This window comes from Pseudomonas fluorescens, from assembly GCF_019212185.1.
Taxonomy (GTDB): domain Bacteria; phylum Pseudomonadota; class Gammaproteobacteria; order Pseudomonadales; family Pseudomonadaceae; genus Aquipseudomonas.
The window spans coordinates 1,654,428-1,674,293 of sequence record NZ_CP078138.1 but is presented as its reverse complement, the minus strand read 5'-3'; the positions used below and the strand labels follow the sequence as shown (position 1 = coordinate 1,674,293).

Sequence of the window (19,866 nt, the reverse complement as noted above, 5' to 3'; positions counted from 1 at the left end):
CAGGGGCTCAGAACGCGTTGCGGAAGATTGCTTCGATCTGGCGTTGATCAGCGGCACGCGGATTGGTCAGGCCGCAGGCATCTTTCAGGGCGTTGGCGGCGAGGATCGGAATGTCTTCCAGTTTGGCGCCAAGGTCGCCCAAGCCGGCGGGGATCTGCACATCCCTGGCCAGCGCCCGGATCGCCACGATGGCCGCCTCGGCGCCCTGCTCCGCATTCAAGCCCTGGATATCGCTGCCCATCGCTTGCGCCACCACGGCCAGGCGTTCGGCGCAGATCGTCGCGTTGAAGGTTTGTACGTGCGGCAGCAACACCGCGTTGCACACGCCGTGGGGTAAATCGTAGAAACCACCCAGTTGGTGCGCCATGGCATGTACGAATCCCAGCGATGCGTTGTTGAATGCCATGCCGGCGAGAAACTGCGCGTAGGCCATGTTTTCCCTGGCGTTCATATCACTGCCATCACGCACGGCCTGGCGCAGATTGAGGCTGATCAACTCGATGGCCTTGAGCGCACAGGTGTCGGTAATAGGCGTCGCGGCAGTCGACACATAGGCTTCGATCGCGTGAGTCAGGGCGTCCATGCCGGTGGCGGCGGTCAGCCCCTTGGGCATGCCAACCATCAGGGCCGGATCGTTGACCGACAGCAACGGCGTGACGTTGCGGTCAACGATGGCCATTTTCACGTGGCGCGATTCGTCGGTGATGATGCAGAAACGGGTCATTTCGCTGGCAGTGCCGGCGGTGGTGTTGATGGCGATCAGCGGCAGTTGCGGCTTGAGCGAGCGATCGACGCCCTCGTAGTCGGCAATCGTGCCGCCATTGGTGGCGCACAGGGCAATGCCCTTGGCGCAATCATGGGGTGAACCGCCGCCGAGGGAGATCACACAGTCACAGGCGCTGCGCTGCAGCAGGGCCAGGCCGCTTTCGACGTTGGCAATGCTCGGGTTGGGTTTGGCGCCGTCAAAGATCACCGAGTCGACGTCCTGCTGCGCGAGTTTTTCCGCGATCAGCGCCGGGATACCGGCATTGACCAGCCCGACGTCGGTGACGATCAGCGCTTTGCGAAAGCCGTAGTTGCGAATGGCGGTCATGGCTTCATCGAGGCACCCGTTGCCCATGATGTTCACGGCGGGAATGAAAAATGTGCTGGTCATGGCAATTCCTCTGCGATGGGCCGACCGCAGCGGGTCAGCGAATAGCCCCAGCTTCGCCCCATCCCCAGGCGTGCATCTTGATCTGGCTCAATGGCCGGTCGTGATAAAGTCTGCGCCCAGTTCCCACCGGCTTGAGATGAGTGACGCAATGAGCGATTTCCAGGATGTTGATACCCACCTTGAAGACTGGACCGCGTTGCGCGCCACCACCGATTTCAGCGCCCTGCTGGTGGGCAACGGCGCCAGCCGCGCAGTCTGGGACGACTTTGCCTACGACTCCTTGTTCGAAAACGCCCGCACTGTCGAAGAAAAGCCCTTGAGCCCATCCGAGTTGAGCGTTTTCGACGCCCTCGGCACCCGCAGTTTCGAGCAGGTGCTCAGCGCCCTGAAGACCACCAGCCGGGTCAACAAGGCCCTGGCCGTCAGCTCTGCGGCGCCACGCAATCGCTACTACGCGATCAAGGAAGCGCTGATCAATACGGTGCATGCGGTACACATTCCGTGGCGTCTGGTGCAGCCCTCGAGTCTGCAGGCCATCAGCGCCGAACTGAGCCGCTACCCAACCGTGTTCACCACCAACTACGACCTCCTCAACTACTGGGCGATCCAGCAGGCCCCGGCGGCTATCGACGACCTGTTCCAGGGCAGCGAGCCGCGTTTCGAGCTGAGCGCCTCCGCCACCAACAAGACTCGCCTGTTGTACCTGCACGGCGGCCTGCACCTGGTGCGCAACCAGGACGGCACGGCGCGCAAGCTGACCTCGACCGAGGGCACGCTGCTGGGCAACTTTGCGATCAACAATACGATCAAGACCCTGGACGACGTGCCGCTGTTCATCAACGAAGGCAGCAGCGAAGACAAGCTCAAGACCATCCGCAGTTCGGATTATCTATCGTTCTGCTACGACCAACTGCTGCAGCAGCACGACGCGCTGTGCATCTTCGGTCACAGCCTCGGCAAGCAGGACGCGCATATCGTCCAGGCGCTGATCCAGGCCCGGCCGAAAACCGTGGCAATCTCGATCTACCCGCGCAGTGCGGCGTTTATCCAGAGCCAGAAGCGTCACTATGGGAAGGTGTTTGCCGAGAGCGACATCGAACTGCGCTTCTTCGATTCCAAGACCCATGCCCTGGGCCATCCACAGCTGTCGGTTCCGGTCGAGGTCTGAGCCGCCTGCTCACTCCTCCCGGCTGTTGACCACCACCAGCAGCTGCGCCTGTACCTCGCCGACCGAGCGCAGGCGATGGGGTTTCTGGGCGTTGAAGTGCAACGCATCGCCGCGCTCGAGAATCACCCGTTCACTCATGAAATCGACTTCGACCCGGCCTTCGTGGACGAATAGAAATTCCTCACCGACGTGCTCCTTGAAGCTCTTGTCGGTGAACTCGGTGGGCGGATAAATGATGAACGGCAACAGGCTGCGTTCGCTGACCTGATGGGCCAGCACCGCGTAACCGGGGGCCTGGTCATTGGCGGCCAACGACTGGCGCTCATGGGCGCGGACCAGGCTGTAGCTGTCCAGATGGACGTTGTCCTCGGAAAACAGCTCCTCAACCTTAACGTTCAACGCCTTGGCCAGCTTCAGCGCCGCAGCGATCGACGGGGTATTCAGACCACGCTCGACTTTCGACAAATAGCTCTTGGTCATGCCGGACTTTTCAGCCAGCGCCTCAAGGGTCACGCCCAATTTTTTTCGCAGTAATTTCAAACGGATAGACATGCGCAGCGATTAATCCATCAAGGAGGCGACGATTATCTCTTGCCAATGACACAAAGTGTCATATAGCCTCTTATGTGTCATGTGCAACCCCGACGACCTTGCGAGCAGCGGGAGAACCACATCCGACGTCCACTGGTTTCTGCATAGGACAGCCGATATGGCCAAGACATTAGCACTACCCAAAGAGCAACTCATCAAGCAGGCGCTGACGCAGATGCAAAGCAGCCTGGCGGATAATACGTGGACCGATCGACAAAAGCTGGCGCTGACCTGTCGCATCCTCTTCGAAAACGGTCACGACTCCGGCCTCGCCGGACAGATCACGGCCCGTGGCCCGCAACCCGGTACCTACTACACCCAGCAATTGGGCCTGGGTTTCGATGAAATCACCGCGAACAACCTGCTACTGGTCAATGAAGACCTGGAAGTGCTGGAGGGTCACGGCATGCCCAACCCGGCCAACCGCTTTCACTCTTGGGTGTACCGCGCCCGCCCGGATGTGAACTGCATCATCCACACCCACCCGACCCACGTCACCGCCTTATCAATGCTGGAAGTGCCGCTGGAAATTTCCCACATGGACCTCTGTCCGCTGTACGAGGACTGCGGTTTTCTCCAGGCCTGGCCTGGGGTGCCGGTGGGTAATGAAGAAGGTGAAATCATCGCGGCCGCGCTGGGCGACAAGCGGGCGATTCTGCTGTCCCACCACGGCCAGCTGTCGACCGGGCGCACCATCGAGGAGGCTTGCGTGATTGCGCAACTGATCGAGCGCGCGGCCAAACTGCAGTTGCTGGCCATGTCAGCCGGCAACATCAAACCGATCCTCCCGGCCCTGGGACGCGAAGCCCATGACTGGATCTCCAGACCCAAGCGCCACGGCGCTGCGTTCAACTACTACGCCCGGCAAATTCTGCGTCGACACGCCGATTGCCTGAACTGAACCCACTGACTGGCTTTCTGGAGAAATAATATGTCCAACCCGAACATCCACGGCATCATCGGCTACACCATCACCCCGTTCACTGCGAGCGGCGAAGGCATCGACCTGGACGCCCTTGGCCGCTCCATCGATCGCCTGATCGACGGCGGCGTCCACGCTATCGCTCCGCTAGGCAGCACCGGCGAAGGCGCCTACCTGAGCGACGCGGAATGGGATCTGGTCAGCGAATTCAGCATCCGCCATGTCGACAAACGTGTACCGACCATCGTCAGCGTCTCCGACCTGACCACCGCCAAGGCCGTGCGCCGCGCGCGCTTTGCCGAGGCCCATGGCGCCGACTCGGTGATGGTGTTGCCGACGTCCTACTGGAAGCTCAGCGAAGCGGAAATCCTCGCCCACTACCAGACCATCGGCGCCAGCATTGGCGTGCCGATCATGCTCTACAACAATCCCGCCACCAGCGGCACCGACATGTCCGTGGAGCTGATCTTGCGGATTTTCAATGCCGTGGACAACGTGACCATGGTCAAGGAGAGCACCGGTGACATCCAGCGCATGCACAAGCTGCAAGTGCTCGGCGAAGGCCGGGTGCCGTTCTACAACGGCTGCAATCCGCTGGCGCTGGAAGCCTTCGCCGCCGGTGCCGCGGGCTGGTGCACGGCGGCACCGAACCTGATCCCGCAGCTCAATGGCGAGCTGTACCAGGCCGTGCTGGCCAATGACCTGGACAAGGCGCGGACGCTGTTCTACCGCCAATTGCCGTTGCTCGATTTCATTCTCAAGGGTGGATTGCCGGCAACCATCAAGGCCGGCTTGCGCATGACCGGCCTGGAAGCCGGTGACCCGCGACTGCCAGTATTCCCCCTTGGTGAAGCCGGATGCAGCCAACTGCTGGGCTTGCTCGACAGCTTGCGCTGATCCGGGTTGGTTACAGGACGGGCAGTGTCTTGTCCTTGACCACCAAAGTCGCGCCATTGCTCTTGACGCTGGCGATACCTTTTTCCAGGGCCGCCTCTGAAGAGTAGGCCTCGCTGCTGCCGATGATTTGATGATTGGCGGCCTTGAGGTTGAAGTACGGATGGCCGTCTTTGGTGGACTTTCTCTCGTAGCGCTCCTCCAACGGACTGTTGCTGCGGACCGAGGCAATACCGCCCTCGGCCGCAGCCCGGGTGGTGTACAGCTCGCTGTGGAGAATGGTTTCGGCGTTGGCGGCTTTCAGTACAAAGCGATATTGACCGTTGCTGCTTTTACTCAACTCATACCATCCAGACATGGGGTTGCTCCTGATGGATAAAGGAATTCGACGCCACCCCCTTGTAGGAGCGAGCCTGCTCGCGAAGAACTTCAGCACGCCGCATTCGTTCAGGATGTCCGCGTTATCGTTGACGTTTTTCGCGAGCAGGCTCGCTCCTACAGGGGACAGCGCTCTAGGAATCCCGGCCTCTTCAGTAAAGCCCGCGCCAGCAATTTAGCCACTTCACACTCATTTGCGCGCCGAATGCACCACCGTCAACTCGGCAGGCGCGGCCCTGCGCTGGCTCAGGTAGCGGGTGCAACTGACCCGCAGGAACGAGGCGAAGTTGACCACTTCGCCGCGATAATCCATGACCTCTTCATAGAGCTTGGCAATCAGCTGGTTGGTGGTCATGCCATCGACCTCGGCGATTTCGCTGAGGATGTCCCAGAACTGGTTCTCCAGGCGCAGCGTGGTCACCACCCCGCAGATACGCAGCGAGCGCGAGCGTGACTCGTAGAGGATCGGGTCGGCTTTGACATACAGCTCGCACATGCGCAGGTCTCCGCTTACAAAGTGATTTTGGTGCCCAGCAGGCCGAGGAAGCCGGCCAGCCAGTTGGGGTGCGCTGGCCAGGCCGGCGCGGTGGCCAGATTGCCCTGGACGTGGCCCTCGGTCACGGGAATATCGATAAAGGTGCCACCCGCCAGGCGTACTTCCGGGGCACACGCCGGGTAGGCGCTGCATTCACGGCCCTCGAGAATACCCGCCGCCGCCAGCAGTTGCGCGCCGTGACAGACCGCCGCAATCGGCTTGCCGGCCTTGTCGAAGGCTTGCACCAGTTGCAGGACTTTTTCATTCAGCCGCAGGTACTCCGGCGCACGCCCGCCTGGCACCAGCAAAGCGTCGTAATCGGCGGCATCGACCTTGGCGAAGTCGAAGTTCAGGGCGAACAGGTGACCGGGCTTTTCGCTGTAGGTCTGATCGCCCTCGAAGTCGTGGATCGCGGTGCGTACGGTCTGCCCGGCGGTTTTATCCGGGCACACGGCGTGCACGCTGTGACCGACCATCAGCAGAGCCTGGAACGGCACCATCACTTCGTAGTCTTCGACGTAATCGCCAACCAGCATCAAGATCTTTTTCGCAGCCATGGGCAGGACTCCTCTGGGTAATACATGGGCAGGAAGAGTATTCAAGGTAGTCCGAATCCACGCGGCGGGGTAACAACCCGCTACTACGCCGACCCGTCGCTCAAACTGTACGGATAACTCTGTGCCTAGCTGTAACAGCGTCTGACCTTGGGTTTGTGGCTAGATGGCGACACTTACCGCCCTATTCGACTCGGGTTACCGATATGTCCTCGCGCGAAAACACCGGCATGGCTCTGGGCCTGCTCGGCGTCATCATTTTCAGCCTGACCCTGCCCTTCACCCGCATCGTGGTGCAGGAACTCCATCCCTTGCTCAACGGCCTGGGCCGCGCCTTGTTCGCGGCCATTCCGGCGGCGGCACTGCTGCTGTGGCGTCGGGAGAAATGGCCGACCTGGCAACAGATCAAGGGCCTGAGCCTGGTAATTGCTGGCGTGATTCTCGGGTTTCCGGTGCTGTCGGCCTGGGCCATGCAAACCTTGCCGGCCTCCCATGGCGCCCTGGTCAACGGCTTGCAACCCCTGTGTGTCGCGCTCTATGCGGCGTGGCTGTCCCATGAACGGCCATCGAAAGCCTTCTGGGCCTGCGCCGCGCTGGGCAGTGCGCTGGTCCTGGGTTATGCGCTGATCAGTGGTGCAGGCAGCATTCAGGCTGGCGATCTGCTGATGCTCGGAGCAATTGCCGTCGGCGGCCTGGGCTACGCCGAGGGTGGACGCCTGGCCAAAGAAATGGGCGGCTGGCAGGTGATCTGCTGGGCGCTGGTGCTGTCGACGCCGCTGTTGATCGGCCCGGTGCTGTACCTGGCCGCCCAGCATCAGGGCGCAATCTCGAGCAAAACCTGGTGGGCCTTCGGTTACGTGTCGCTGTTCTCGCAGTTCATCGGCTTCTTCGCCTGGTACGCCGGGCTGGCCATGGGTGGCATCGCCCGGGTCAGTCAAATCCAATTGCTGCAGATTTTTTTCACCATCGCGTTTTCGGCCCTGTTCTTCGGTGAGCACGTCGAGCCGGTCACCTGGGTGTTTGCCGCCGGGGTGATCGTCACGGTGATCATGGGGCGCAAGACGGCGGTGCAGCCGGCGCGCCCCGCCACGGCCTAGCCGAGCAGACCGTCGGCGCGCAGCAAGGTTTCCAGGCAGTGCTCACTGATCTGATAGAAGGCCTTGAGTTCTTCGATCTTAACCAGCAGCTGGGCCGGATTCACCGGCTCGGCGCGCTTGACCGCCAGGATCATCTTGTTCTTGTTGGTGTGGTCCAGGGAGATGAACTCGAACACCTTGGTCTCATAACCACAGGCTTCCAGGAACAGTGCGCGCAGGCTGTCGGTGACCATCTCCGCCTGCTGCCCCAGGTGCAGGCCGTATTGCAGCATCGGCTTGAGCAACGCCGGGCTCTGGATCTGCAGGCGAATCTGTTTGTGGCAGCACGGCGAGCACATGATGATCGACGCCCCGGAACGGATGCCAGTGTGGATCGCGTAATCCGTGGCGATGTCACAGGCATGCAGGGCAATCATCACGTCCAGCTCGCTGGGCGCCACACTGCGTACATCACCGCACTTGAATACCAGGCCCGGATGTTCGAGGCGTCCGGCGGCGGCGTTGCACAAAGTCACCATGTCCTCGCGCAGCTCGACGCCCGTCACCACGCCCTCGGCCTTCAAGGTATTGCGCAGGTAATCGTGAATGGCAAAGGTCAGATAGCCCTTGCCCGATCCGAAGTCCGCCACTTGCACCGGTTTGTCCAGCGCCAGCGGCGAGGAGGTCAAGGCATGGCTGAAGACTTCGATGAACTTGTTGATCTGCTTCCACTTGCGCGACATCGCCGGAATCAGCTCGTGTTGTTTATTGGTCACACCCAAGTCGACGAGGAACGGCCGGTTCAGGTCGAGGAAACGGTTTTTCTCACGGTTGTGTTCGCCAGTGGGCACTTCGCGCAGCTGCTGGGGCTTGCTCTTGAACAGCGAGCTCTTGCCCTTCTTGCTGTACTCGAGCTGCGCCTCGTCAGTCAGCGACAGCAGATGGGCGTTCTTGAACGCTTGCGGCAACAAGCTGGCAACCGTCGCCACGCCCTCTTCGAGCGGGAAGTTCTTGGTGATGTCGCGAGTCTTGTAGCGATAGACGAAAGACAGGCACGCCTGCTCCTTGACCGTCAGTTGCTTGATGATGATGCGTTGCAGGTCCGCTTCGTCGCCGACGTACTTGGCCAGCACCAGCTTGATGAACGCCTGCTGCGCGAGGCTGCTGCTCAAGAGCTCGATGAATTGACCGTGGTGATCGGGCGTGAGGCTGGCGGGAGTTGCGGTAACGGACATGAAGAAAACGCCTCGGGCGGTGCAAAACAGGGAATGGCCGTTATTTTAGGGGGGATGGGGCTTGAGGGCACGGAGTTATTTTTATCCCGGCTCGTTGCCCCTTCAGCCCATCGGCCTTTCTGCTCAGCCAAGCACCACCAGCCGATTGGGCAACTCATTGCGCACGTGGGTCACGGGGACATGCACCTTGAGCAACTCGCCACAGGCCTCGATGCAACTGACGAAGCCCTGCAACGTTTGACCCTGCCGCACCTGCCGGGTAAAGGCCGCGACGATGGGTTCCCATTGTTGGTTGTCCAGATGCCGGGAAATGCCTTCGTCCGCCAGAATCTCGACGTAGCGCTCGGCTTCGCAGACGAAAATCAGCAGGCCGGTACTGCCAACGGTATGGTGCAGGTTTTGCTCGAGGAACTGCCGACGCGCCAGGTTCGAGGCGCGCCAGTGACGCACGGCCCGCGGGATCAGACGCGTGGTAAGCGCCGGAATCCGGAAGATCAGGCACAGGGCAATGAAACTCACCCACTGCACCAGCAGCAGCGTGTGCATGTTCATCCACCCCGAGACGTAGTGCACCAGGCCGGGCACGATCAACGCCAGCAGGCTGGCCCAGAGCAAGGGGATGTAGGTGTAGTCATCAGCCCGTGCCGCCAGCACGGTGACCAGTTCAGCGTCGGTGTCGCGCTCGACCCGGGCGATCGCCTCGGCGACCTGACGCTGTTCGTATTCGCTCAGTAATGCCATGGTTGTACTTGCTCACTCATTGTTGTCTTCACCAGCCGCCCGACGATCCGCCGCCCCCGAAACTGCCCCCTCCTCCGCCGAATCCACCACCTCCAGAGCCGCCACCAAAACCTCCGCCGCCGAAACCGCCCCCTCCCATGCCACCGCCGCCTCCGCGACCGCCACTGGGCAAGATCCCGAGCATTTGGCAGACAAACACCGTCAGGATGAACAGCACCACCAGAAACACGAACAGCCCCGGATGCTGGCCGACGAAATCGCTGGCATCGTCGCCGCCGGCGCCATAAGCCGTGGCCGGCTCATCCAGCGGATTACCGCCCAGCACCACCAGCATCGCCGCCACACCGTCGCTGATGCCCTTGCTGAAATTGCCGGCCTTGAAGGCCGGGGTGATCACCTGATTGATGATCACCGAGCTTTGCGCATCGGTCAGCCGGTCTTCCAGGCCGTAACCGACTTCGATCCGCAACTTGCGCTCGTCCCGCGCAACGATCAACAGCGCGCCGTTGTTCTTGTCCTTCTGCCCGATCCCCCAATAGCGGCCCAATTGATAACCGAAGTCTTCAATGCTGGTGCCTTGCAGGTTGGCCAGGGTGACCACCACCAATTGTTCGCCCGTGGTCTGCTCATGGGCCTGCAATTGTTGAGCGAGTTGCTCGCGTACCGCCGGCTCGATCATCTGGGCGTTATCTACCACCCGTCCGGTCAGCGCCGGAAATTTCAGCTCGGCCTGTGCGGTGATGGCAAATACCCAGAGCACCAGCACCAGGCTCATTCGAAAGACGCGCATCAGTACCTCATCCCTATTCGCTCCAGGCGCAGCCCGGCGTCACTGCCGGGCCGCGGACCGGTTCAGAACTTCACTTGCGGCGCTTTGTCGGCATCGGGGCTGGTGGCCTCGAAGGTTTCGCGCAACGGCAAGTTGCTGTACATCACCGTGTGCCACAGACGGCCGGGGAACGTACGAATTTCAGTGTTGTACTTCTGTACCGCGAGGATGAAATCACGACGCGCCACGGCGATACGATTTTCAGTGCCTTCGAGTTGCGATTGCAGGGCCAGGAAGTTCTGGTTGGCCTTGAGGTCCGGGTAACGCTCGGACACCACCATCAAACGGCTGAGTGCGCCGCTGAGCTGGTCCTGGGCTTGCTGGAATTGCTTGAGTTTTTCCGGGTTGTCGAGGGTATTGGCGTCAACCTGGATCGACGTCGCCTTGGCTCGGGCCTCGATGACCGCCGTCAGGGTGTCCTGCTCGTGCTGGGCATAGCCCTTGACCGTTTCCACCAGATTGGGAATCAGGTCGGCGCGCCGCTGATACTGGTTCTGTACCTGCGACCAGGCCGCCTTGGCCTGCTCGTCAAGGGTCGGAATGGTGTTGATGCCGCAGCCGGCCAATACCGAGCCCAGCACCAGCAAAACCGTCATTTGCCAGGCCGAACGATAGCGCTGTTGTACATTCATGTCCGTGTGCTCCCTTGCCCTGTGCTTTGGTAATGGCTCTGTGTCCCGCCCAATCGACTACCCGGGACTTAATCTGCCCTCGCCACTGGATTGCATCGAGCCAATCGGCTAAAAGATGCCCAGCGCGAATAAAGAGTTGCAAAGTTTGCTGCATTTACCCGAACAACAATAGTCGCTCCCTAAATTTTGGCTGGCCGATGCGTCTCGATGACCATTGTGTGGGCTTTTGAGAAAACTATTCATGAAGAAGTTGTGTTTGCTGGGCCTTGCCATCGGCCTGGCCAGTCACTCGGTATGGGCTGGCACCACGCCTGCCGGCCTCGAGAACAAGGATGCGTTCATCGGCAACCTGATGAAGCAGATGACCCTGGACGAAAAGATCGGCCAACTGCGCCTGATCAGCATCGGCCCGGAAATGCCCCGGGAACTGATCCGCAAGGAAATCGCCGCCGGCAACATCGGTGGCACCTTCAACTCGATCACCCGCCCGGAAAACCGGCCGATGCAGGACGCGGCCATGCGCAGCCGGCTGAAGATCCCGATGTTCTTCGCCTATGACGTGATCCACGGCCACCGCACGATTTTCCCGATCCCCCTGGCCCTGGCATCCAGCTGGGACATGGACGCCATCGGCCTGAGCGGGCGCACTGCCGCGAAAGAAGCCGCCGCCGACAGCCTCGATATCACTTTCGCACCGATGGTCGACATCTCCCGCGATCCGCGCTGGGGCCGCACCTCCGAAGGCTTCGGCGAGGACACCTACCTGGTGTCGCGCATTGCCCGGGTAATGGTCAAGGCGTACCAGGGCTCGGGCCTGATCGGCGCCGACAACATCATGGCCAGCGTCAAGCACTTCGCCCTCTACGGTGCGGTCGAGGGTGGGCGCGACTACAACGTCGTCGACATGAGCCCGGTCAAGATGTACCAGGACTACCTGCCGCCGTACCACGCGGCGATCGAAGCCGGCGCTGGCGGGGTCATGGTGGCGCTGAACTCGATCAACGGCATCCCGGCGACCGCCAACACCTGGCTGATGAAGGACCTGCTGCGCGACGAATGGGGCTTCAAGGGCCTGGCCGTCAGCGACCACGGCGCGATCTTCGAACTGATCAAGCACGGTGTGGCCCGCGATGGACGCGAAGCAGCGAAGCTGGCGATCAAGGCCGGTATCGCCATGAGCATGAACGACACCCTGTACGGCAAGGAACTGCCAGGCTTGCTCAAGTCCGGGGAAATCCAGCAGAGCGACATCGACGCAGCGGTGCGTGAAGTACTCGCGGCCAAGTACGACATGGGCCTGTTCAAGGACCCTTACCTGCGCATCGGCAAGGCCGAGGACGATCCGGCCGACACCTACGCCGAAAGCCGCCTGCATCGTGACGAAGCCCGTGACGTGGCGCGACGCAGCCAGGTCCTGCTGAAAAACAGCAACGACACCCTGCCGCTGCGCAAAACCGCCAAAATCGTCCTGGTCGGCCCGCTGGCCAAGGCGCCGATCGACATGATGGGCAGTTGGGCCGCCGCCGGCAAACCCGCGCAATCGGTCACCCTGTTCGACGGCATGACCCGTGCCCTGGGTGATCAAGCCAAGCTCAGTTATGCCCGGGGTGCCAACATCACCTCGGACAAGAAAGTCGTCGACTACCTGAACTTCCTCAACTTCGATGCACCGGAAGTGGTCGATGATCCACGCCCGGCGCAGGTTCTGATCGATGAAGCGGTGAAAGCGGCACAACAGGCCGACGTGATCGTGGCGGCGGTTGGCGAGTCGCGCGGCATGTCCCACGAATCGTCGAGCCGCACCGATCTGAACCTGCCAGCCAACCAGCGCGAGCTGATCAAGGCCCTCAAGGCCACCGGTAAGCCGCTGGTGCTGGTGCTGATGAACGGCCGGCCGCTGACGATCCTCGAAGAAAGCCAACAGGCCGACGCCATCCTTGAAACCTGGTTCAGCGGCACCGAAGGCGGCAATGCTATCGCCGATGTGCTGTTCGGCGACTACAACCCGTCCGGCAAGCTGCCCATCAGCTTCCCGCGTTCGGTGGGACAGATTCCGACCTACTACAACCACCTGACCATCGGCCGTCCGTTCACCCCGGGCAAGCCAGGCAACTACACCTCGCAGTACTTCGATGACACCACCGGCCCTCTGTATCCGTTTGGCTACGGCCTGAGCTACACCCAATTCGCCCTGTCGGACATGGCCCTGTCGTCGACCACCTTGAACAAGAGCGGCAAGATCGACGCCAGCGTGACCCTGAAGAACACCGGCAAGCGTGACGGCGAAACCGTGGTTCAGCTGTATATCCAGGACGAAACCGGCTCGATGATCCGCCCGATCAAGGAGCTGAAGAACTTCCAGAAGGTGTCGCTCAAAGCCGGCGAACAGAAGGTCATTCACTTCAGCATCAGCGAGGACGACCTGAAGTTCTACAACGCCCAGCTCAAGTACGCTGCCGAACCTGGCAAGTTCAACGTGCAGATCGGCCTCGATTCAGAGGACGTGACGCAGCAGAGCTTTGAGTTGCTTTAACGGCTGAACCGCGTCATCTCAATCACCTGTAGGAGCTGGCTTGCCAGCTCCTACAGGGACGAAAGCGGCAAACCAGACGACGCGGTCTGATTAACCACGCCGATCCAGCAGATTCACCACCACCCGATCCACCCATCCCCACACCCGTTGCTGGACCCGCCGCCACAGTGGCCGGTGGCGCCAGGCTTCGAGGCTGACCTGCTGGCTCAAGGCAAAATCGCGCTCGAAACTGCTCGCCACCGCGTGGGTCAATTCGCTGTCGATGGCCTCCAGATTCGCTTCCAGGTTGAAGCGCAGATTCCAGTGATCGAAATTGCACGAGCCGATGCTGACCCAGTCATCCACCAGCACCATTTTCAGGTGCAGGAAACACGGCTGGTACTCGAAAATCTTCACCCCGGCTTTGAGCAGCCTGGGGAAATAGCGATGCCCGGCATATCGCACGGAAGGATGATCGGTACGCGGGCCGGTCAACAACAGGCGGACATCGATGCCCCGTGCGGCGGCCTTACGCAGTGAACGACGGATTTTCCAGGTCGGCAGAAAATACGGCGTGGCCAGCCAGATGCGCCGTTGGCCACTGTTGAGGGCGCGAAACAACGACTGCAGGATATCCCGGTGTTGCGCGGCATCGGCGTAAGCCACCCGGCCCATGCCCTCACCCGTTGGCGGAACCCTCGGCAGACGCGGCAAACCAAAATGCGCAGCCGGTTTCCAGGCGCGGCGATAGCGGTTGGCAATCCATTGGCGATCGAACAGCAATTGCCAGTCGAGCACCAACGGGCCGCTGATTTGCACCATCACCTCATGCCACTCGCTGACCTCATGGCCCGGGGTCCAGAACTCATCGGTGACGCCGGTGCCGCCCACCACCGCCAGCGTCTGGTCGACCAACAGCAGCTTGCGGTGGTCGCGGTAAAAGTTGCGCACCCAGCGCCGCCAGCTCAGGCGATTGTAGAAGCGCAACTCGACCCCGGCCTCGGTCAACCGGCGACGCAAACTCAGGGTAAACGCCAGGCTGCCATAGTCATCGAACAGGCAACGCACCCGTACGCCACGCTCGGCGGCCTCCACCAGCGTGCGCACCATGGCTTCGGCGCAGGCGCCCGCCTCCACCAGATACAGCTCCAGTTCGACCTGCTCTTGAGCGTCGGCAATCGCCGCCAGCATTCGTGGAAAAAACTGCGGGCCGTCGATCAGCAACTCAAAGTGATTGCCGTCACGCCATGGGAACACGGCGCCCTTCATCTCAGCGCGCCGTGAAAATCAGTACCGCACCCACCGGCACTGACAGGCTGATCGCCGACAAGTCGGCGAGTTTGCGCAGGCGCTCCAGGCCTGGCGCCAGGTCGAAATCCTCGGCGTTGATCACCAGCGGCTCCAGGGTCACCACCTGGAAACGTCGGTCGTCGAGCCGGGTCGCCAGCAACTCGGCGTTGTACGTGTGCTGCTTGCCATGCAGGTCAACAGTCAATGGCAGGCGCAGTTCCAGTTGCGCGCCCGGAGCGAGGTCATTGATCGGTCGCAGATCGATTTGCGTCGTGATCAGCGCTTCGGGGAAGGTCTGAATCTCGAAAAGCTCCTTGCGCATGCGCTCATCCCGCAGCGGCACGCCACTGTTGACCGACTCCAGTTCGACCTGGACCTGCGCCAGGCCTTTCGGATCAACCTTGCCGTGCAGGACCAAAAATCGCTGAACTTCGGAGATATTGGCGTTTTTTGTGGAAATAAATGACAGCCGAGAAGACTCGCCGTCGAGGTACCAGTTGGCGTTGGCCGAAGCGGAGGAGCCCGCCAGCAGCAGGAATGCGAGCGTTTTGCAGAGTGAGCGATTGAACATGGAAACTCATGGGGCCGATAAACCTGAACGAACCTTAACCGGCCCTGTACTGATTGCAAACTGTCAGATCACGGAAGCAGGCGACAACCTTGGCGACTACCGATCCAGGCAGCGGTATTACTGCGCCCCAGACCGCTGGCAGTGACACGCTTTTGCTCGGCATCATCGACTAATCCACTGAGCGGCAGGTACTGCTTCACGTAACCCTGGCAGTACGCCTGCGACTGCCCGACAACGTAGCGACACGAGCAATATTCCTTGGCCGTGTAGGCGCTGAGGATGTCCGGAAAAGCCGCCAGGGCTACGCGCTGCTGCCAGCCCCAACCCAGCACTAACGCGAGCAACACTAAAAACAGCGTGAGCAACGGCCGGCGCAGAACAAAATTGCGCGACTTCATGGCTGCACCTGCGGAGTGAAGGCCGCCAGCGCCCGCTTGAGCAATTCGTTGTGGCGGTAACTGCCGTCACGGTCATCGCCATAACGCACGATCACCAGGTTCGCGCTGGGCAACACGTACAACGCCTGCCCCCAATGGCCGAGGGCAGCAAAGGTGTCGGCCGGCGCGTCCGACCAGGGGCTCGGCGCACCGTCCAACGGACGATTGAGCCACCAATGGCCGCCCGGCACGGCCGCATCTTGATTGGCCTGGTAACGCTCGAAGGGCTGCAGATTGAAGGCGACCCAATCGACCGGCAACAACTGACGCTGGTGCCAGCGACCGTTGCGCTGCATCAACAAGCCGATGCGCGCCAGGTCGCGGGCCGTCATGTAGGCATACGAGGAAGCGACGAAGGTGCCCGCGGCATCGGTTTCCCACACGGCGCTGCGAATCCCCAGGGGGTCGAACAAGGCGCGCCACGGATAATCCGCATACTGCTGCGGCCCGAGCAGGGTTTTCAGCGCGGCCGCCAGCAGGTTGCTGTCGCCGCTGGAGTAGCGAAACTGCTGGCCGGCATCGGCGTGGCGCTGATGCTCGGCAGTGAATTGCGCCATGTCGGCATGTCCGCGGGTGTACAGCATGGCGACCACCGAAGAGTTCAGTGGCGCATATTCATAGTCCTCCTGCCAATCCAGGCCCGAGGCCCAGTGCAGCAGGTCGGCGATGCGGATGTCAGGATGGCTTTGCAGGGCTGGGTAATACTTCGCTGCCGGATCCTCCAGGCTGAACCGGCCTTCGCCATAGGCCACCCCCAATACCGCTGCCATCACACTCTTGCTGACCGACCAGGTCAGGTGCGGGGTGTCGGCGCTGGTGCCACCGGCATAACGCTCGTAGATCAGCTGACCATCGCGAATCACCAGCAAGGCATCGGTGCGGATACCCCTGCGGCCTACCTCGTCACGGGGGACAAAGGCATAGTCCTCCAGCGCCTGCAGTGCCGGGCCGCTGACGACAGGCCCTTGCGCCCAGTGTTCGGCGGGCCAGTTTTCAGCACGAACAGTAACGCTGACCAGCAGCATGACCAGCAGGGACAAACCTTTGAGCATGGCGCGAACTCATGGAAATAAACCTGCTGAGCCTAGTCGATATCAATGACAGTTCTAGCGCGACGTCAACGCCTTGGCCAGGCGCTTGGCCCGAGCGCCCGCCGCCAGTTGCAACACCGCCTGGTCGCGCTGCCACAACGCTGCCCACTCCGGCGAGCCTGCGGCAAAGGCTTGATCGATCGCCACTTTCAAGCTGTCGAACTGGGCAAACAAGCCTGCCAGCACCACATGCCCGGCACTGCTGTTGGGCGGCTGTCGACTGACTTCTGCGCAACCGGCCAACAGCGCCAGCAACTGCAATTGCAACGCTTGCGGCCAGCCATAGTCCTGACCAACGCCATACAGCCAGGCGCTCATGGCGCTGAGTACGTAGATGTCTTCCAGAGTTCGGAACGGTTTGACGTAGGCATCCCAGCCGTCGCCGGCGAGCAGCTCACACAGCGCGCCCTCGAGGAACACCCGCCCGTGACTGATGTCCGGCATCAACGGTAGAGGCGCCAGCTTTTCCAGGCGCACACCAGGTTCTCCGGGATACACCACGGCCAGACTCAGGCGCGGCGACTCGCCTTCTTCCTCGCTACGCGCGGCAATCAACAGCCAATCCGCCGCATCGCCGGCGGTGACGAAATCCTTGCGTCCACTCAAGCGCAGATCGCTGAGGCGAGTCTGCAGGTCTGCCGGACGCAGGCTGCGCTGTTCGGTCGCACATAACGCGCCCAGGCTGAGCGGTGCGCTGGGCCATAACATGCGCAATGCCGCCTGATAGCCCACCAGGAAAGCCCAGCCCGGCGTCGCCATCATGCGCCCGCCGCGCACTGCCAATTCGAAAGGCGTCACGGCGCCCAATTGCTCCAGCAAAATCGCGTAACCCTCCGCCAGATCCGGGGTCGCGGCCAATCGAGTATTGCAGTTCAACAGGGCTTGCCAAGGCATAGACGGGTCCTCAATGGCTGTCATACAAGCATCACCCAAACGTCATAGTCATGACACCGGGGCTCCATAGCCTGACTTTGCACAACAAAGTCGATCGACTGCAACCCGCGTGGGGTGAGCAGCGCGTACGGAGATTCGTCATGACCCAGATCGCCCGCATCCGTGACACCGGCACTGAACGCCGTCTGCAAGCCGAACGCCTGATCGGCGCCGAGGCCTTGCAAGAGGCCCAGGCTTTGCGCTTCAACGTCTTCAGCGCGGAGTTCGATGCCAAGCTCAAAGGCGCAGAACTGGGTCTGGACATGGATGACTACGATGTTCATTGCAGCCACATCGGTGTACGTGACCTGAACACCGGTCGCCTGGTGGCCACCACTCGCCTGCTCGACCACACCGCGGCCAGCAGCCTGGGGCGTTTCTACAGTGAAGAGGAGTTCAGCCTGCACGGCCTCAAGCATTTGCAGGGCCCGATCCTTGAACTGGGCCGTACCTGCGTCGATCCGGCGTATCGCAACGGTGGCACCATCGCCGTGCTCTGGGGCGAATTGGCGGAAGTCCTCAATCAAGGCCGCTACAGCTACCTGATGGGCTGCGCGAGCATTCCGATGCAGGACGGCGGAGTCCAGGCCCACGCCATCATGCAGCGCCTGCGCGAGCGTTACCTGTGCACCGAACACCTGCGGGCCGAACCGAAAAAACCGCTGCCCAGCCTCGACATCCCGTCCAACGTGATCGCCGAAATGCCGCCGCTGCTCAAGGCGTACATGCGCCTGGGCGCAAAGATTTGCGGCGAGCCATGCTGGGATGAAGATTTCCAGGTGGCCGACGTATTCATCCTGCTGAAGCGCGATGAGCTCTGCCCGCGTTACGCCAAACACTTCAAGGCGGCCGTGTAATGAGCCGGTTGCGGGTGTACGGACGGATTGCGCGGGTCTTGCTGGTGGTGGCGCTGGGCTTGAGTATGGCTTGTCTGTTCGGCCTGTTCGAGCGCCTGGGCCTGGCCAACTCGATGGTCCGACGGCAACGCTGGTCGCGGTTTTTCATGGGTCGTTTGAGCAATGCCCTGCCCTTTCGCGTGACCGTTCAAGGCGAACTGCCGCGCCAGCCGATGCTGTGGGTCAGCAATCATGTGTCCTGGACCGACATTCCCCTGCTCGGCATGTTGGCCCCCATGTCGTTCCTGTCCAAGGCCGAAGTGCGTACCTGGCCGGTTGCCGGCTGGCTGGCGGCCAAGGCGGGTAGCCTGTTCATCCGTCGGGGGGCAGGCGACAGCCAACTGATTCGCAAACAGATGGGCCGGCACTTGCAGCAACAGCACCCGCTGTTGATGTTCCCCGAGGGCACCACCACCGACGGCCGTTCGCTGCGCACCTTCCATGGTCGCCTGCTGTCGGCTGCGATTGACGCGGACGTCGCCCTGCAACCCGTGGCCATTCGCTATCTGCGAAACGGTCAGCCCGATACGCTGGCGCCGTTCATTGGCGATGACGATCTGCTGTCGCACCTGATGCGCCTGTTCGCCAACGACCTGGGTGAGGTGCACATCCACCTGCTGAAACCTATCGCCTGTCAGGGCCAGGAACGGGCCGCCCTGGCCTTTGCCGCGCAACAGGCCATACACCAGGCGTTGTTTGGCGACGTCACGCAACCGGCGCAACCACGTCGAGGTGGGGAGTTGATTGCGGCCTGATCAGGGGTCTAAACGCTGTCCGGCAAACGCCTGGAGTTGCGGATAGAACAGACGGAAGTCCTCGCTCAGAGGCTCATACAAACGCTCCAGCTCCAGCATCGCGGCGGCCAGTTCCTGTGGCTGAGACAGCCGCCGTGATATGCCCCGCAACACCTGCTCCAGCACCGCAAACTCGCGGTACGAACCCAACCAGTCATCCGCCGCCATGTACGGCGCGATCTGCGCCAGCCGCCCCGGCAATTGCGGTTCGGCGGCCAGTACCCGGTACACGCCTGCGGTGAAGTGCGGCAATGAGGAGTCGGCGTACTGCGCCCAATCCCGGGCCAGGCAATGGTCGAAGAATACGTCGAGGACGATACCGGCGTAGCGCCGTCGAGTCTGGCTGAAGCGGGACAACGCCACATCGACCACGGCATGGCGGTCGGTGAAGACATCGATTTGTCGGTGCAGGGCGATGGCGTTTTCGATCTCGGCGCTGAACTGCCCTTGCAGACGCCCCTTGACGAAGTCGCCATACAAACTGCCGAGCAATTGACCGGGACGCTGGCCACCGAGGTGAAGATGTGCGAGATAGTTCATGGCGCACAGCTTAGCACCGCGCCCATCATATCGTTATAACTCGATATACCGATTTATGCTGATATCAGATCAAAATCATATTGGTATATCG

General features: G+C 61.4%; 22 protein-coding genes. 7 read left to right on the top strand and 15 right to left on the bottom strand.

Annotated features, from left to right (window positions below):
• Positions 1–7: 7 nt before the first annotated feature.
• The gene (gene yiaY / locus KW062_RS07330) at positions 8–1,156 is read right to left on the bottom strand and encodes an L-threonine dehydrogenase (RefSeq protein WP_105755779.1); all 1,149 of its coding nucleotides are present in this window, start codon (positions 1,154–1,156) and stop codon (positions 8–10) included.
• Positions 1,157–1,304: 148 nt separating this feature from the next.
• Between yiaY and KW062_RS07325 the strand changes: the two genes are divergently transcribed.
• The gene (locus tag KW062_RS07325; RefSeq protein ID WP_027621204.1) at positions 1,305–2,324 is read left to right on the top strand and encodes a DUF4917 family protein; all 1,020 of its coding nucleotides are present in this window, start codon (positions 1,305–1,307) and stop codon (positions 2,322–2,324) included.
• A 9-nt stretch (positions 2,325–2,333) separates the two neighbouring features.
• Here the strand turns inward: KW062_RS07325 and KW062_RS07320 are convergent, their stop codons facing one another.
• Positions 2,334–2,876, bottom strand: coding sequence for a helix-turn-helix domain-containing protein (locus KW062_RS07320; RefSeq protein ID WP_027621203.1), 543 nt, complete (start codon positions 2,874–2,876; stop codon positions 2,334–2,336).
• A 157-nt stretch (positions 2,877–3,033) separates the two neighbouring features.
• Here KW062_RS07320 and KW062_RS07315 point away from each other — a divergent pair, with 157 nt between their 5' ends.
• Together KW062_RS07315 and KW062_RS07310 are read left to right on the top strand one after the other, a co-directional pair.
• The gene (locus KW062_RS07315) at positions 3,034–3,816 is read left to right on the top strand and encodes an aldolase (protein WP_105755778.1); all 783 of its coding nucleotides are present in this window, start codon (positions 3,034–3,036) and stop codon (positions 3,814–3,816) included.
• A gap of 30 nt (positions 3,817–3,846) precedes the next feature.
• The gene (locus tag KW062_RS07310) at positions 3,847–4,734 is read left to right on the top strand and encodes a dihydrodipicolinate synthase family protein (protein ID WP_105755777.1); all 888 of its coding nucleotides are present in this window, start codon (positions 3,847–3,849) and stop codon (positions 4,732–4,734) included.
• Positions 4,735–4,744: 10 nt separating this feature from the next.
• Here the strand turns inward: KW062_RS07310 and KW062_RS07305 are convergent, their stop codons facing one another.
• The 3 genes from KW062_RS07305 to KW062_RS07295 form a co-directional block, all read right to left on the bottom strand.
• A complete protein-coding gene (locus tag KW062_RS07305) occupies positions 4,745–5,089 on the bottom strand; it encodes a YegP family protein (RefSeq protein ID WP_027621200.1) in 345 nt (114 codons plus the stop codon).
• Positions 5,090–5,299: 210 nt separating this feature from the next.
• The gene (locus KW062_RS07300) at positions 5,300–5,605 is read right to left on the bottom strand and encodes a ribbon-helix-helix domain-containing protein (protein WP_027621199.1); all 306 of its coding nucleotides are present in this window, start codon (positions 5,603–5,605) and stop codon (positions 5,300–5,302) included.
• Between the two features lie 14 nt (positions 5,606–5,619).
• A complete protein-coding gene (locus KW062_RS07295; protein ID WP_027621198.1) occupies positions 5,620–6,201 on the bottom strand; it encodes a DJ-1/PfpI family protein in 582 nt (193 codons plus the stop codon).
• A gap of 203 nt (positions 6,202–6,404) precedes the next feature.
• Here KW062_RS07295 and KW062_RS07290 point away from each other — a divergent pair, with 203 nt between their 5' ends.
• Positions 6,405–7,295 carry a DMT family transporter gene (locus KW062_RS07290; protein ID WP_027621197.1) on the top strand — a complete coding sequence of 297 codons (891 nt, stop codon included), beginning with the start codon at positions 6,405–6,407 and terminating at the stop codon, positions 7,293–7,295.
• Here KW062_RS07290 and KW062_RS07285 read toward each other — a convergent pair.
• The 4 genes from KW062_RS07285 to KW062_RS07270 all read right to left on the bottom strand — a co-directional run bounded on the left by KW062_RS07285 (position 7,292) and on the right by KW062_RS07270 (position 10,711).
• Positions 7,292–8,509 carry a class I SAM-dependent methyltransferase gene (locus KW062_RS07285; protein ID WP_105755776.1) on the bottom strand — a complete coding sequence of 406 codons (1,218 nt, stop codon included), beginning with the start codon at positions 8,507–8,509 and terminating at the stop codon, positions 7,292–7,294. The genes KW062_RS07290 and KW062_RS07285 overlap by 4 nt on opposite strands.
• Positions 8,510–8,632: 123 nt before the next feature.
• Complete coding sequence (locus KW062_RS07280; RefSeq protein WP_027621195.1) at positions 8,633–9,250, bottom strand: TPM domain-containing protein; 618 nt, start codon at positions 9,248–9,250, stop codon at positions 8,633–8,635.
• Between the two features lie 28 nt (positions 9,251–9,278).
• The gene (locus KW062_RS29115) at positions 9,279–10,040 is read right to left on the bottom strand and encodes a TPM domain-containing protein (protein WP_218424828.1); all 762 of its coding nucleotides are present in this window, start codon (positions 10,038–10,040) and stop codon (positions 9,279–9,281) included.
• 62 nt (positions 10,041–10,102) lie between these two features.
• Positions 10,103–10,711, bottom strand: coding sequence for a LemA family protein (locus KW062_RS07270; protein ID WP_105755643.1), 609 nt, complete (start codon positions 10,709–10,711; stop codon positions 10,103–10,105).
• 241 nt (positions 10,712–10,952) lie between these two features.
• On the opposite strand from KW062_RS07270, the gene bglX reads away from it, so the two are divergent.
• Positions 10,953–13,244, top strand: coding sequence for a beta-glucosidase BglX (bglX, locus tag KW062_RS07265; protein ID WP_105755644.1), 2,292 nt, complete (start codon positions 10,953–10,955; stop codon positions 13,242–13,244).
• A 90-nt stretch (positions 13,245–13,334) separates the two neighbouring features.
• On the opposite strand, the gene KW062_RS07260 is transcribed toward bglX, so the two are convergent.
• The 5 genes from KW062_RS07260 to KW062_RS07240 all read right to left on the bottom strand — a co-directional run bounded on the left by KW062_RS07260 (position 13,335) and on the right by KW062_RS07240 (position 17,506).
• A complete protein-coding gene (locus tag KW062_RS07260; RefSeq protein ID WP_027621191.1) occupies positions 13,335–14,492 on the bottom strand; it encodes a phospholipase D-like domain-containing protein in 1,158 nt (385 codons plus the stop codon).
• 1 nt (position 14,493) lies between these two features.
• Positions 14,494–15,084, bottom strand: coding sequence for a YceI family protein (locus tag KW062_RS07255; protein ID WP_105755645.1), 591 nt, complete (start codon positions 15,082–15,084; stop codon positions 14,494–14,496).
• Between the two features lie 68 nt (positions 15,085–15,152).
• A complete protein-coding gene (locus KW062_RS07250) occupies positions 15,153–15,482 on the bottom strand; it encodes an amidase (protein WP_105755646.1) in 330 nt (109 codons plus the stop codon).
• Entirely contained in the window at positions 15,479–16,573 is a 1,095-nt protein-coding gene (locus tag KW062_RS07245) for a serine hydrolase domain-containing protein (RefSeq protein WP_105755647.1), read from the bottom strand. The genes KW062_RS07250 and KW062_RS07245 overlap by 4 nt, the downstream gene beginning before the upstream one ends.
• 54 nt (positions 16,574–16,627) lie before the next feature.
• Complete coding sequence (locus KW062_RS07240) at positions 16,628–17,506, bottom strand: acyl-CoA dehydrogenase (RefSeq protein WP_105755648.1); 879 nt, start codon at positions 17,504–17,506, stop codon at positions 16,628–16,630.
• 140 nt (positions 17,507–17,646) lie between these two features.
• Here KW062_RS07240 and olsB point away from each other — a divergent pair, with 140 nt between their 5' ends.
• Positions 17,647–18,402, top strand: coding sequence for an L-ornithine N(alpha)-acyltransferase (gene olsB / locus KW062_RS07235; RefSeq protein ID WP_027621186.1), 756 nt, complete (start codon positions 17,647–17,649; stop codon positions 18,400–18,402).
• The gene (locus KW062_RS07230) at positions 18,402–19,196 is read left to right on the top strand and encodes a lysophospholipid acyltransferase family protein (protein ID WP_027621185.1); all 795 of its coding nucleotides are present in this window, start codon (positions 18,402–18,404) and stop codon (positions 19,194–19,196) included. Before olsB ends, KW062_RS07230 begins: the two co-directional genes overlap by 1 nt.
• Here KW062_RS07230 and KW062_RS07225 read toward each other — a convergent pair whose 3' ends face one another.
• On the bottom strand, positions 19,197–19,775 hold the full coding sequence (locus KW062_RS07225) for an acyl carrier protein phosphodiesterase (RefSeq protein WP_105755649.1): 579 nt from the start codon (positions 19,773–19,775) through the stop codon (positions 19,197–19,199).
• Positions 19,776–19,866 lie beyond the last annotated feature (91 nt).

What these genes read in the sequence shown, in the direction of transcription:
- KW062_RS07300 (WP_027621199.1), bottom strand. Translation starts at nt 5,605, where the DNA reads ATGTGCGAGCTGTATGTCAAAGCCGACCCGATCCTCTACGAGTCACGC.
- KW062_RS07290 (WP_027621197.1), top strand. Translation starts at nt 6,405, where the DNA reads ATGTCCTCGCGCGAAAACACCGGCATGGCTCTGGGCCTGCTCGGCGTC.
- KW062_RS07285 (WP_105755776.1), bottom strand. Translation starts at nt 8,509, where the DNA reads ATGTCCGTTACCGCAACTCCCGCCAGCCTCACGCCCGATCACCACGGT.
- KW062_RS07310 (WP_105755777.1), top strand. Translation starts at nt 3,847, where the DNA reads ATGTCCAACCCGAACATCCACGGCATCATCGGCTACACCATCACCCCG.
- KW062_RS07315 (WP_105755778.1), top strand. Translation starts at nt 3,034, where the DNA reads ATGGCCAAGACATTAGCACTACCCAAAGAGCAACTCATCAAGCAGGCG.
- KW062_RS07255 (WP_105755645.1), bottom strand. Translation starts at nt 15,084, where the DNA reads ATGTTCAATCGCTCACTCTGCAAAACGCTCGCATTCCTGCTGCTGGCG.
- KW062_RS07280 (WP_027621195.1), bottom strand. Translation starts at nt 9,250, where the DNA reads ATGGCATTACTGAGCGAATACGAACAGCGTCAGGTCGCCGAGGCGATC.
- KW062_RS07320 (WP_027621203.1), bottom strand. Translation starts at nt 2,876, where the DNA reads ATGTCTATCCGTTTGAAATTACTGCGAAAAAAATTGGGCGTGACCCTT.
- KW062_RS07225 (WP_105755649.1), bottom strand. Translation starts at nt 19,775, where the DNA reads ATGAACTATCTCGCACATCTTCACCTCGGTGGCCAGCGTCCCGGTCAA.
- KW062_RS07305 (WP_027621200.1), bottom strand. Translation starts at nt 5,089, where the DNA reads ATGTCTGGATGGTATGAGTTGAGTAAAAGCAGCAACGGTCAATATCGC.
- KW062_RS07295 (WP_027621198.1), bottom strand. Translation starts at nt 6,201, where the DNA reads ATGGCTGCGAAAAAGATCTTGATGCTGGTTGGCGATTACGTCGAAGAC.
- olsB (WP_027621186.1), top strand. Translation starts at nt 17,647, where the DNA reads ATGACCCAGATCGCCCGCATCCGTGACACCGGCACTGAACGCCGTCTG.
- KW062_RS07250 (WP_105755646.1), bottom strand. Translation starts at nt 15,482, where the DNA reads ATGAAGTCGCGCAATTTTGTTCTGCGCCGGCCGTTGCTCACGCTGTTT.
- KW062_RS07240 (WP_105755648.1), bottom strand. Translation starts at nt 17,506, where the DNA reads ATGCCTTGGCAAGCCCTGTTGAACTGCAATACTCGATTGGCCGCGACC.
- KW062_RS07245 (WP_105755647.1), bottom strand. Translation starts at nt 16,573, where the DNA reads ATGCTCAAAGGTTTGTCCCTGCTGGTCATGCTGCTGGTCAGCGTTACT.
- KW062_RS07230 (WP_027621185.1), top strand. Translation starts at nt 18,402, where the DNA reads ATGAGCCGGTTGCGGGTGTACGGACGGATTGCGCGGGTCTTGCTGGTG.
- KW062_RS07325 (WP_027621204.1), top strand. Translation starts at nt 1,305, where the DNA reads ATGAGCGATTTCCAGGATGTTGATACCCACCTTGAAGACTGGACCGCG.
- KW062_RS07260 (WP_027621191.1), bottom strand. Translation starts at nt 14,492, where the DNA reads ATGAAGGGCGCCGTGTTCCCATGGCGTGACGGCAATCACTTTGAGTTG.
- yiaY (WP_105755779.1), bottom strand. Translation starts at nt 1,156, where the DNA reads ATGACCAGCACATTTTTCATTCCCGCCGTGAACATCATGGGCAACGGG.
- KW062_RS29115 (WP_218424828.1), bottom strand. Translation starts at nt 10,040, where the DNA reads ATGCGCGTCTTTCGAATGAGCCTGGTGCTGGTGCTCTGGGTATTTGCC.
- bglX (WP_105755644.1), top strand. Translation starts at nt 10,953, where the DNA reads ATGAAGAAGTTGTGTTTGCTGGGCCTTGCCATCGGCCTGGCCAGTCAC.
- KW062_RS07270 (WP_105755643.1), bottom strand. Translation starts at nt 10,711, where the DNA reads ATGAATGTACAACAGCGCTATCGTTCGGCCTGGCAAATGACGGTTTTG.